The sequence below is a fragment of the Psychrobacter sp. AOP31-B2-9 genome, from assembly GCF_052378005.1.
Lineage (GTDB): Bacteria > Pseudomonadota > Gammaproteobacteria > Pseudomonadales > Moraxellaceae > Psychrobacter.
On the sequence record NZ_JBQSXG010000090.1, the window covers coordinates 1 to 12488 of the forward strand.

The window sequence follows — 12488 nt, forward strand, 5'->3', positions numbered from 1 at the left end:
AATTGACTCTTTTTTCATTAGGATTCTAAAGTCTGAAGATATTTTTGAGCAACACTATCAGGTAGCAAACCTACGTCAAAGCTACTACTAAAGCTTTCAGGACTTTCACTAATCTCATTCAATTTAGCAGATAAACTCTCTATATCACCTACCTTCACTAGGTTACTCTCAGGAAGAAGCTCTCTTGGTCCAGATTCACAGTCTGTACTTATAACTGGCACACCTAAAGCCAAAGCTTCCGCTATTACAATGCCAAACCCTTCATAAATTGAAGAAAGCACCATCGCATCAGCATTAACTATCAAAGGATAAGGGTTCGGCTCAAACCCACAAAATATAACCTTATCTGTGACACCTAGCTCACTGCAGAGGTTTTCACATTCTTGTTTAAGCTCTCCCTGCCCTACCAGTAGCAATGGTTTTCTCTGATGACTCCTCGCATAAGCCTTTATCAAGTCCATATGATTTTTTTGAGCCTTAAACTTTCCGACATGAATGAGATAACCCTGCTTGAGTAATGGATACTGAGTGATTAATTTGTGTAGTATATCCAACTGCTTAGCAGATTTTAAAATAAACTCTCTATCAATTGGGTTATGAATAGCTGTAAGTGAGCTTATCTGTTTGACTATACCTTCGAAGTCCTGCTTCACACCTTGACTAACTGCTACAATGTTCTGATTTGAATATACGTTTTGTAGCGCTTCATTCGTTAAATAGGTATGGATACTCTTTTCCTTAGATAAGGTGTTATGTATTACAAACAACTTATTAGGCAACTTACTATATGCTAGGACCTGATCCACCTGCCATAAATTAGATATCAAAAGTGCAGGTGTATTAGTAATATTGTTTTTTACATATTTATCGAACACTCGAGCAAACACCTTATTTCGGATATACTTAGGCATCCATCGATAAGACTGATAAGATAAAAAATGCAATGCCACATCTGGTTTTGGGTAGTCTATTTGGTTTTTAAAGCAAATAATATGTGGATCATAACCCAACGTCTTAAAGCCCTCTGCAAGGGTCAATACAAAGCGTTCTGCACCTCCACCTTGTAGACTAAAGATAGTTAATATTATTTTATTTGGCTGATTTTTAGTCATAGCTTTGTGAAACCATACATTTTTAAGATATCCCATCTACGCTTAATGCGACGACTTTTAAAAATAGCCCTTAGTATTTTCTCTCTTAAATTTAGTTTATATCCTTTATATCGACCATGGATGTCTGTATCATCTAATGATTGTATTACTAAAGGCTGACTAAGAAAGCCTTCAATTAACTTTCCACCACTGTAGCGCCATGTTAAATCAATAGGATAAAACATAGACTCTGAAGTATTTAATAGATGAATAGCTCCATGATTAGATATAATATACCCGCTTGTTAATGCTGGTGCTGGGTCACATTCACAGGTATAAAAGCCCTCACATACTTTCTTGATGCTGAATATACGCCACCGACGTCGCCATTCCATTTTTTTCCATTGCTTTCTCTTTTTACGTTTCCATTTATTGGGCCTTACTGCCTCATTATGTGAATCTAATTTTATCTTGTCAATTCCTTGCAGAGAATAAGGCTGATTAGATGATATGTTTAATAAATCGAACTTTTCAAAATTTGATTTATTACTTAGAAAGTCAACTATTATGTTTTCTAAATTAACATCATCTTCAAGCACTAAAGCATATTTAATTTCATTTCTTACAATATCTTTCCAAATATTCCTATGAGACATTGCACAACCAATTTCTCCTAGAACTGAAGGTTTCTTTTGTTCCAATACAAACCTTCTTTTATCAAAAAGCTTTTGTTCTTCCACATTTAAACTCTTACCATCGACTGCTGACACTCGAGTATACTCAATACCTAAAGCGGTCAATTGAGATACTATATGTTTCCATCTGTCTGGTCGGTTATCCATATTAACTACATATACTTTCATAAAATATCACATCCAACTACCAATAATAATCCCTAGTATAAACAGCCCAACATACCTAAACTGGCGGACCTTCTTCTTCTTCGCTTGTACAAGCCTTTCTGAATCAGTTATTACATGATTGCCGTAGCCTATATGAGCGCATGCATCATTCTCAAGCAAGACAGTTCTCATATTCAAATTATGAAACTCTATTGATATGCCTGACTCCCCTTTAGATGAAGATTCAAATCTTGCATAAGGAGCAACTTTTTTGTAATCAGCGAGTCTTCTTAAACCAGGATTAAAACTAAAACCTCTCCATAGAGGGTCTGTACTATCAAGCTTATAAAAAGGAATACTTCCAACAACTTCACGCTCACCTAGAAAGTGAAAGGGATAATGAGGAGCAATATCGTAGTAATAACTTCGCAACCTTACTACATCTACTTCTGGATATGTAGTAAGTATTTTTAGTGAGTCAGATATAAAATTCGTTCTATAAAATTCCCAGTCATCTTCACAATGAAAAATATAAGAAGTTTTAACTAGTTCATATGCTTTATCAATTGATGCTAGCTGCCCTAATTTGACATCATTAATAATTACATCTGTATGTAACTTCCACTGCTCAGGAATAGTTAGATGTACATCACTAGAACCTGAATCTTCTGTAATGATTACTTTCATAATTGGATACTCGATATATTTATCAAGTGACTCCAATGTACGTTTAAGCAAATCGAACCTTCCACAACTGGTAATTACTAACGTAATGTCACTACTATCCGAAAACTGCATAAACTTACTCAACTTTATCAAGGTAAGGGAAACTCAGAGTAATTACTTGTATTATTGTTCTCAATAAAACTGCCTTTGTTTGACTGTATTACATCAAGTTAATTAATATTATTTATATAGACACTATCAATTATGAATCTGCATTTATAAGCATTAGTATTTATTTTTCTATGCATAATAAGTAATGAATTTATAATACTAATGAATTAAACAATAAAAATTCAGAAAAACTAAATATATTAGACCTATTACAAAAGCACCATTTTATTGACTTCTGCTCACAAAGTAAAGGGATAGAAATGACTTATGCACGAGATCTATTTATGTGTTTTTATAAGAATATAATGCGTTATATGATACTAAGTACGGAGCTCGGTATCATATAACATTTTAAAAAAAATTACACTCAAAAAAAAAGCTAAGACTCATATAAATCTTAGCTCTTTTATATAAAAGTTTCTAACTATTCTAAACTTAGGATTAATCAATAAAACTTAACCAATCCATATACTGCTCATTGCGACCATGTACCACATCGAAGTACAAGCTTTGTAGCTTCTCAGTCAACGGACCACGACCACCATTGCCGATAGTACGGTCATCGTATTCACGAATCGGGGTCACTTCGGCAGCCGTACCTGTCATAAAGATCTCGTCTGCTAAATAAAACTCGTCACGAGTGATACGGCGCTCAACGACTTTGATACCTAAGTCGTCAGCAAACTGAATGATCGTACGACGGGTGATACCGTCAAGCGCACCACCGCCCAGATCTGGCGTATGTAGCACGCCGTCTTTGACCAAAAACAAGTTTTCGCCTGCGCCTTGGCAGACATAACCTTGTGGATCCATCAGGATAGCTTCATCGTAGCCATTGCGGGTGACTTCTTGGTTGGCCATGATAGAGACAGGATAGTTGCTCGAGGCTTTGGCTTTACACATGGTCACATTGGTCATGTGGTGGGTAAATGATGAGGTTTTGACACGGATACCGTTTTTGATGCCTTCATCACCCAAATAAGCGCCCCAATGCCATGCTGCGACCATGGCATTGATACTGTTATCACGTGATGATAGGCCAAGTTTTTCTGCGCCAACCCAAATCAGCGGACGGATATACGCCTCTGCCAAGTTGTTTTGTTTGACCACGTCTTTCTGGGCTTGCTCAAGTGCCGCTGCGTCAAAAGGCACATCCATCTGAAAAATCTTCGCTGAGCCCATCAAACGCTCAGTGTGCTCTTTTAGGCGAAAAATCGCTGTACGGTTGTCAGCAGTTTGGTAAGCGCGAACCCCTTCAAATACTGCCATGCCATAATGTAGGCTATGGGTCAGTACGTGAACATGGGCGTCCGGCTGCTCGATCATCGTGCCATTCATCCAAAGCTTACCTTCTTGTGTTGCCATATTCATTTTATAGTCCTTATGCTAGCGCTGACGTCTAACTTTTTTAAGTAGGTTTTGTTTAACAGTGATTATCAACCATATATGATACCACCACCGCATCTATTTTTATGGTAAAAAATGCATCTTGGTTGTGAAAATTGGTTTAAGAAAACCAATTGTCAATTTTTTATAAGTAGTTTGTACATTGTCTCAATGCTCAAGGCGTATCCTCGGCATCATCCACCCCCATCAAGTGCTGCCACTGATCTTGCACCAGTGCGCGCGTTTCCTTCCATAGCGATTCATCGACCAATAGCGACTGCTCGGATAGTGCCAACTGATGGGTGGCCGCGCGTATTCTGAGATAAGCATCGGTCAAGTCTTGGCAAACTTGCGCTTCCCAAATTCCTAGTAATGCAACCTCTTCAAAAATCCGAACGTTGTCGCTCCATTTGGTCAAGCTTGGGTACTCATGTGAGTAGGCCAATACGGCAAACTGTGCCAAAAACTCAATATCAATGATGCCGCCAGCATCTTGTTTCAGATGGAATTTACCAGCGTGCTGTTTCCACTGGCTGGTGCCTAGATGCTTTTGCATTTTAATACGCATACTGGTGACTTCACTACGCACTTGCTCTAGCGTACGCGGTAATGCCAGCACATTTCGTCGAATGTCATAGAAGCGCGCCATGACTCTTTTATCTCCACAAACTCCCCGCGCCCGCACCAATGCCTGATGTTCCCACGACCAGGCTTTATCCATCTGATACGTCTCAAAAGCATTACAAGACACAACCATCATGCCTGCATTACCTGAAGGGCGCAGACGCATATCAATCTCATAAACACGACCATCTCGAGTTTGCGTATTGAGGTAGTTCATCAATTTTTGTACCAAGCGCGCAGCGAACTTCATACCGCTTACAGACTTTTCACCTGTGGTCATGCCTTGTTCTTTAATTTTATGTAAAAACACCAAATCCAAGTCTGAAGAATAGGACAGCTCTAACCCGCCAAGTTTACCATAACCAATAATAGCAAATCCACAATTGGCTTCAGTCACAGGGTCGCCGTCTTGGCCAATAGGATAGCCATAGCGGCTGACAATCTCTGAAAAAGCACGCTCTAATGCTGCCTCTAATACCACTGCTGCGATATAAGTTAATGAATCAGATACTTTCATAATAGGACGTTCAGCCAATATATCGCTAGCAGCCACCGCCAATATTTGGTTCTTTTTAAACAGTCGTAAGACGCTGAGCAGCTTTTCTTCATCATGAGGTTCTACACGTAATAACTGTTGACGCAGAATATCACGCAGCTCAGCCTTATCAGGTAAATGATGGTAGCGCTGCTGTAAGAAAGTATCTAGCAGTACAGGATAGTGTGCCAACTCTTTTGCAATCCAAGGACTCGCTGACAGCATCGGAATGAGTTCAGTTGTTGCATTTGGGTTTTCTGCAATCATTACTAAATAAATAGAACGGCGACAAATCGCTTCGAGTAAGGAGATGAGACGTGGCAACGCCGTGTTGGCCAATTGCTGCTGATCTTGATGTGCCAATAGCGCATGGACAATCACAGGATATGCATCATCTAAACGCTCTCTTGCTTCGTCACTTAAGTTTCCGACCAGTTTTGACTGCCAAAAGCTTTGTAGTAGCTCACGGTTTGTTTGTGTGAGCACTTTGTTTAAGCGTGTAATCTGCTCATCAAGATCTTCTGGCTCAAGGCTTTCATCGTCTTGATCTGGTACTTGCCGTTCAATTACCATCTTCTCAAACGGTACATTTACATTATTTCGATGCTGATTGAGTGTGTGCAACAAGGCTTTCCAATCCTCAAAACCCAATGTGATAGCCAGATTATGTTGCCAATGTGGATCCTGTGGTAAGCGTTGTGTTTGCTGATCATTAATCGCCTGAATTGCATGCTCAAGTCGACGTAAAAAGCGATAAGCTGCTTGTAGATGCCTATAAGTTACAAGCTCTAAATACTTGAGCTTATATAATACCTGCATCGCTTCTAGACACGACTTCACTTGTAATTGAGAATGCCTACCACCATAAATCAACTGAAACGCTTGTACGATAAATTCAATATCCCTAATACCACCTGCGCCAAGTTTGATATTATCCAAATCTTCACGTTGTGCCACTTGGTTTTGGATGAGAGATTTCATCTCTCTCAGTGCTGAAAAAGCACTGTAATCAACATAATAGCGAAAAACAAATGGCTTAATAAGCGCTTGTAACTCATCATAAAACGGTTGTTCTAGCTGCCCTACTATTCGCGCTTTTAGCCATGCAAAACGCTCCCAAGCTCGTCCATGTCGACAAAAATACTTTTGTAGTGCTGACAGATGAATGGCCAAATCACTACCATCGCCCCATGGACGCAGACGCATATCAACACGAAAGACGAACCCATCTGCTGTGTTATGATCCAACAACTTGATAATACCTTGACCAAGCCTAGTCATAAAACGCTTATTATCTATACTACGTGTACCTTTGGCTTTATCCCCATTGGTTTCACCCAGTGCTTGATGCACAAAGATAAGATCGATGTCACTCGATAAATTCAGCTCATGAGCGCCAAGCTTACCCATAGCCATGATAGCCATATCATCAATTTGAACCTGACCTTTATCATCAATAAAAGTCGGTTCGCCATATTGGTCAATCAAGTTTTGATAGGTATAATCTTTAGCAAACGAGATACAGCCAGCTGCAAACTCAGAGAGCTCATCAGTTAATTGCTCAAGTTTAATCACCTGCAAAGCATCTTGCCATATCCAACGCATCATAAGTAAGGTGCGCAAATGACGTAGCCCTCTCATTACCTTAACTTCATCAGCAAGTTGATAATTCTCATCCAACGTATAGTCTTGTATCAGATCGTCAATCTGCTGCCGCGTTAAAGTCTGATCTAATGGGTAACTTCGTAAAAACGTTTGGCAAGAGACTGTACGTCTCTCCCAAATCTGATATGCAAACTCGCTAGCTGTTTGCAATACTTGCAGCTGATCTGCTGTAGGCTGACTATCTGTACCATGGATCTCACGTGAAGACGTAGCAGGTAACATAGGTAAATAAACTCCTTGCTTGGAATGATAAGACTACGTGAACCTAGCGCATAATATTAGTGTTTTTTCTTATGAGGTAGTCACCGCATCGGACAACCATACTAATATATGCCAGTATTTAATATAAAACCACTTTTAATAACACTGACTCTATTTGCTTTTGAACGCTTTATGGTAGCATAAACCACTTTAGCATTAATGACTGATAAGACTTACTATGGCAACCACGACTCCTTTACTCCTGATTACCGCTGACCCTAGTCAGCCGCTTAACGCTCTAGCGCTACGCTATGCTCATGCCTATCTCAAAAACATCTTAAATCAGGAAGATATAAATAGTAATAAAAAATTAAATGTCTTTTTTTACGGCGACGGTGCCCATACCGCCAACCGCTTGCGGTGGCAGTCAGCAGATCAGGTCGATTTGACCAAAGCATGGCAGCATCTTGCGGATCAGTATCAATTGTCACTACCAGTCTGTGTCAGTACCGCACTTAGCCGCGGTATTAGTGACACAGACAACAGTACACGCCATCAACTCAATGGTGATAACCTTGCTACTGGTTTTTCACTGGTCGGATTGAGTGAGCTTGCTATGATGATGCAAGATAACTGTCGTCTGATACAGTTTTAACAGAACACTGTTTTGAGACAAACCTCTTAGATAACCTAACCGTGACGATAATAAACCGTCAAGCGACCAATCAGATTAGGATTTAATCATGAAACTATTAATTCAGTTGCAGACACCGACTGAAATAGCCAGTTACGAAGGCTGTGCACTCGCCCTAACACTGGCGACCTTTGGTCATGAAGTGCAACTATATTTGGATGCCCCTGTCTTTGGCCTACTGATGCAATCTGAATCACGTTTGCATGGCATGATTCAATCACTGGAGCTATATGATATGCCAGCGGCTTGGTTACCTGATGATGTCTTTAGTGGCTGGGTCACTGGCATGCTACCAACCGACCTGGCCTCACAACTGACCCTGATACCAGAAATCGTCAACTCACAAGATTTTGAACAAATACTGACTTTTTAATTGATCAGATAGGATTAAAGTAAATGGCAACGTTATATCAATTACACAGCACAATAGACACACTTAGACGCAGTGTCGATGAGATGTCACGTACATGGCACTCAGGTGACAGCATTGTATTACTTGGCACGACCGTCGCTTTTATAGACTGGCTAGACGCCTATCTGGGCGATATCAATATTGAGGATATTGCTGGTATTTACGCACTGGCCGATGACATCTCACAACTATCTGTTGATACAACTGACAAACTGAGGTTGCCTAGCAAGCTAAGCGGCGTCTTAACAGATAATGAATGGGTCAACCTGACTCAAGACAAACAATTTGATAAAGTCGTGACTATTGCCTTATGAATAACGATAATGCTACTACTCCTACAAAACCACCTCATGACATTGAAATTAGTGTTGAATTAGATCATGACGGTCATCTGTGTGACCATACTATCTGGACACCTGATATCGCACAGCAGCTGGCTGACACGCTAGACGTACATTTAGAGACCGAGCATTTAGAGGTTTTACAGCAGGTACGAGCGTTTTTTACTAAATTTAATCATGCGCCCGCAACACGGCCGCTGATAAAATGGCTACAAAAAACGCTACCTGAACACGATATTAGCAATCAAAAATTACAGCAGCTATTCAAAACAGGTTTGGTCGCCCGTCATGTCAATCGTCTAGCAGGTTTACCAAAACCGCCTAATTGCTTGTAACACGCTCTATAGTCGATTCAATTTAAAAGTAGTACCAAGCGATCGAGTGTAGACGTATATTTAATGCTTCAAACGAGGCTAACGCTATAATCATTTTATGCTGTAGTCATTTTATGCTTTAATTGTTGTATAGCGCAATGACGATAACATTGGCAACACTATTTTGGATCGTATACCGTCAACGTCTCATAACCCACGCTACGTCCTTCATCACCACCAAATCCTTGCTGACGCCATATTTCATATAGACATATCGCCACGCTATTTGACAAGTTCAAACTGCGTGAATCGGCTAGCATTGGTAGTCTCAACCAATTATCACTACCAATGTCTGCTCGTATATCATCTGCAAGACCTGCCGTTTCTGAGCCAAACACCAATGCGATATTGGGCATCAATGCCACATCTGATGACCCACTTGCCTGCTGCCCACTAAAATCATAATCGTAAAATGGTTTACTCAATTTGGTGGTCAATGCCGTAACGACATGACAGTCAGCAGTTTGCAATGCCTGTCTGGCGGCCACCCAATCATCATGTACTTGCAGATGTGCATACTCATGATAATCCAAACCTGCACGGCGTAGTTTTTTATCATCAAGCTCAAACCCTAACGGCTTGACTAAGTGCAATTGTGCGCCACTATTGGCACACAAGCGGATAATATTACCCGTATTACTAGGCATTTTGGGTGCTACCAATACAATATGAATGGTCATGCTAACTACTCCGTAAGTGGTCAAGGCTTATTATTTATGTTTATTGTCAATGAGTTATCGAAAGTTACAGTTTACTGCCAATAATTACATTTTGATACTGTGCAACGTTTTTAACTTTCACTATGATGTCTGTAACGGATAGCAAGATAGTTATTACTTATAATTATCTCTCTATTCAATAAACCCTCAGTAAGGCTTAAGCAAAATGCTTAACACCACTGTTATTATTTATAAACAATTTATTTTGAGGATATTATTATGAAAAAAGTAATCATCGCATCTTTGACAGCTATGTTTGTACTAACTGGTTGCAACACTTTTAAAGGTTTGGGTCAAGACGTATCAAGCGCTGGTAATGCAGTTACTGGCGGCGCACAAGACGTTCAAGATAAAATCTAATTATTAATATATAGTTGAGTTCAAATAATTTCGATACAAGGAAACCGAGTGCAAGCGATACATTAGTATGGTTAGCGAGGATGACGATGTAGCGGATTTATCTGGATTTGACTATAATAGATTTTTAAAAGGCTTATCATTTATTTGGTAAGCCTTTTTTATTGATGCTTATATTCCACTGATTTTTTCTGAAAGGCTATCAATATATAAAGTAAAAATGGTAAAAAACAACCAAGTGTAGATATGTATTAAATCACTCAAACAAGCTTAACACTGTCACATTTCTATAGCGGATAAACTATAACACTATAAAAACTCTCTTAATATCTGATTGAGATAACGCTGTCCCAATTCTGTTGGCTGTAACCACGCCCTACTGTCTGTCAGTAATCCTTGTGCCACCAGCTTATCTATGGATGAGGCAATGTCATCACGCTTTCGTCCTGTTCTCTCTTGAAATAACGACCAAGCAACGCCGCCATGTAAGCGCAGCGCATTTAGCATAAACTCACTGACCAGCTCATTATTGTCAATTTTTTTCCAACCGACCATTTTGGGTGCATTTTCATTTGCTTTAGAGCAATCGGTAACATCCTGATAGCTCACATAATCTTTAGGCAGCCGTGACTTGCTAAAACGGTAAATACCAGCATCTACTAACCTTTCATTTTCATTCATTTCTGATGCGTTATTCGCTTTATGACTCATCGTTGTTCTGCGACTAACGGTTACTTTGCCATGAGCACCCGCACCAATGGCAAGATAATCACCGAATTGCCAATAATTGACATTGTGACGGCACGGCTGATCAGATCCACCTGCCCAAGCGGACACCTCATAATTGTGATAGCCCAGTTGTTGCAATAGCGTCTGACCTGCTTGCTCAATATCTGCCAAATTGTCTTCGTCTGGCAAAATAGGCTGACTACGATAAAATACGGTATTAGGTTCTATCGTCAGTTGATACCAAGAGATATGAGTTGCACCTGCATCATGTGCCATTTGAATATCGTTTAATGCTTCAGCCATCGCTTGCTGTGGCAACCCATGCATCAAATCGACATTGACACGCTCAAACCCAGCAGCGCGTGCAGCATGAATCGCAGACAACGCCTGATCAGGATTATGTATACGTCCCAATGCTACCAATTTATCAGCAGCAAAGCTTTGCACACCTATCGACAAACGGTTGATACCGACGTCTAAATATTGCGCAAAAGGCGCATGCTCTAATGTGCCTGGATTGGCTTCCATGGTGATTTCTATATCATCAGCAAACTTCAAGATACGTTGCAAGCCAGAAAATAGTCGCCGATACTGGGCAATAGGTAATAGCGATGGCGTGCCACCACCGATAAATATCGAGCTAATTTCTCTTTTTTGGGTTAAAGGCTGCTGCATGTTCGCGTCTGATAGCAATGCATCGACATACTCATCATACATCGATACCTGACTATCTATCGGCAGCTCATGCGAGTTGAAATCGCAATAAGGGCACTTTTTTACACACCACGGAATGTGAATATATAGCGCTAATGGAATAGCACTGACTTCTATCGCATTGGCAGTAGTGTCATTAGAGATGTCTATCTGCTGTAAATCGTTAACGATATTGATATTTGACATAAAAATATTTATCTATAAGTACGTTGCTGCTGTCATTAGCAGAAAGTAGCGCTAGGATAACGGCTAAACTCATTAAAAAAAAGACTCTCTTAAAGAAAATCCCTGCAATAACAAAACCAGTAACAAACACTCATACTAACTACGCTTTCTTATTGGCAGAATGGCTACCACTAAAACGACTGTCACCGGCTAACGGCTGATTAATGTTCAACACACCCTAACAAAACCATAATAATTAACAGGATAATAATATGGCTTACTGGTTAATGAAATCCAATCCAAAGTTTTTTGGTATTAATGACTTGCAACGTTTGGGCACAGATGGCTGGGATGGCGTACGTAATTATCGTGCTCGTAACTTTATGCGCGATGATATGAAAGTCGGTGACCAAGTGATTTTTTATCATTCTAGCGCCAAACCGTCAGGTGTGGCTGGCATCATGACTATTAGCAAAGCGGGATACCCCGACCCGACTCAGTTTCATCCTGAACATCGCCATTACGACCCTATCGCCACCGAAGAGGAACCACGCTGGTACATGGTCGATGTTAAGTTTGAACATGCCTTTACCGATGTTATACCACTCTTAGAGCTTAAATTTTTACCAGCACTCGAAGACTCGTTATTACTGAGAAAAGGCTGTCAGCAGCTCACCGTTATTCCGCTAGAGCCAAAGCACTGGCAAGCGATTATGAACATGGCTGAAACACTAGAACTAATATGATCCAAGTTCATATTTACCTTTCTCTATGATGGTCTATACCGACTACCATTGGACAC

The 12488-nt window shown here is 40.2% G+C and carries 13 protein-coding genes; 6 read left to right on the top strand and 7 right to left on the bottom strand.

Features of this window, described 5'->3' with window-relative positions; translation table 11 throughout:
• Positions 1-17: 17 nt before the first annotated feature.
• The 5 genes from ACT3SX_RS10335 to glnE form a co-directional block, all read right to left on the bottom strand.
• Positions 18-1112: a glycosyltransferase gene (locus tag ACT3SX_RS10335; RefSeq protein ID WP_192520890.1), complete on the bottom strand. Its 1095-nt coding sequence runs from the start codon at positions 1110-1112 to the stop codon at positions 18-20.
• Positions 1109-1954, bottom strand: a complete 846-nt coding sequence (locus ACT3SX_RS10340; RefSeq protein WP_225739356.1) for a glycosyltransferase family 25 protein — start codon at positions 1952-1954, stop codon at positions 1109-1111. The genes ACT3SX_RS10335 and ACT3SX_RS10340 overlap by 4 nt, the downstream gene beginning before the upstream one ends.
• A 6-nt stretch (positions 1955-1960) precedes the next feature.
• Positions 1961-2620: a glycosyltransferase family 2 protein gene (locus tag ACT3SX_RS10345; RefSeq protein ID WP_442073190.1), complete on the bottom strand. Its 660-nt coding sequence runs from the start codon at positions 2618-2620 to the stop codon at positions 1961-1963.
• Positions 2621-3211: 591 nt separating this feature from the next.
• Complete coding sequence (locus ACT3SX_RS10350) at positions 3212-4141, bottom strand: branched-chain amino acid transaminase (RefSeq protein ID WP_192520152.1); 930 nt, start codon at positions 4139-4141, stop codon at positions 3212-3214.
• 190 nt (positions 4142-4331) lie between these two features.
• Complete coding sequence (glnE, locus tag ACT3SX_RS10355; protein ID WP_192520151.1) at positions 4332-7202, bottom strand: bifunctional [glutamate--ammonia ligase]-adenylyl-L-tyrosine phosphorylase/[glutamate--ammonia-ligase] adenylyltransferase; 2871 nt, start codon at positions 7200-7202, stop codon at positions 4332-4334.
• Positions 7203-7419: 217 nt separating this feature from the next.
• Between glnE and tusD the strand changes: the two genes are divergently transcribed.
• From tusD to ACT3SX_RS10375, 4 genes are all read left to right on the top strand, one after another.
• Entirely contained in the window at positions 7420-7836 is a 417-nt protein-coding gene (tusD, locus tag ACT3SX_RS10360; protein WP_192520150.1) for a sulfurtransferase complex subunit TusD, read from the top strand.
• Positions 7837-7924: 88 nt separating this feature from the next.
• Positions 7925-8248, top strand: coding sequence for a hypothetical protein (locus ACT3SX_RS10365; protein ID WP_192520149.1), 324 nt, complete (start codon positions 7925-7927; stop codon positions 8246-8248).
• Positions 8249-8271: 23 nt separating this feature from the next.
• Positions 8272-8601: a hypothetical protein gene (locus ACT3SX_RS10370; RefSeq protein WP_192520148.1), complete on the top strand. Its 330-nt coding sequence runs from the start codon at positions 8272-8274 to the stop codon at positions 8599-8601.
• Positions 8598-8963 carry a TusE/DsrC/DsvC family sulfur relay protein gene (locus ACT3SX_RS10375; RefSeq protein ID WP_192520147.1) on the top strand — a complete coding sequence of 122 codons (366 nt, stop codon included), beginning with the start codon at positions 8598-8600 and terminating at the stop codon, positions 8961-8963. The genes ACT3SX_RS10370 and ACT3SX_RS10375 overlap by 4 nt, the downstream gene beginning before the upstream one ends.
• A 158-nt stretch (positions 8964-9121) precedes the next feature.
• On the opposite strand, the gene ACT3SX_RS10380 is transcribed toward ACT3SX_RS10375, so the two are convergent.
• On the bottom strand, positions 9122-9682 hold the full coding sequence (locus tag ACT3SX_RS10380; RefSeq protein ID WP_192520146.1) for a tRNA (cytidine(34)-2'-O)-methyltransferase: 561 nt from the start codon (positions 9680-9682) through the stop codon (positions 9122-9124).
• Between the two features lie 258 nt (positions 9683-9940).
• On the opposite strand from ACT3SX_RS10380, the gene ACT3SX_RS10385 reads away from it, so the two are divergent.
• Entirely contained in the window at positions 9941-10081 is a 141-nt protein-coding gene (locus tag ACT3SX_RS10385; RefSeq protein WP_101204419.1) for an entericidin A/B family lipoprotein, read from the top strand.
• 306 nt (positions 10082-10387) lie between these two features.
• Here the strand turns inward: ACT3SX_RS10385 and hemW are convergent, their stop codons facing one another.
• Positions 10388-11707 (bottom strand): radical SAM family heme chaperone HemW, encoded by a 1320-nt coding sequence (gene hemW, locus ACT3SX_RS10390; protein WP_192520145.1) that lies wholly within the window; start codon positions 11705-11707, stop codon positions 10388-10390.
• 251 nt (positions 11708-11958) lie between these two features.
• Between hemW and ACT3SX_RS10395 the strand changes: the two genes are divergently transcribed.
• Positions 11959-12432 (top strand): EVE domain-containing protein, encoded by a 474-nt coding sequence (locus ACT3SX_RS10395; RefSeq protein ID WP_192520144.1) that lies wholly within the window; start codon positions 11959-11961, stop codon positions 12430-12432.
• Positions 12433-12488 lie beyond the last annotated feature (56 nt).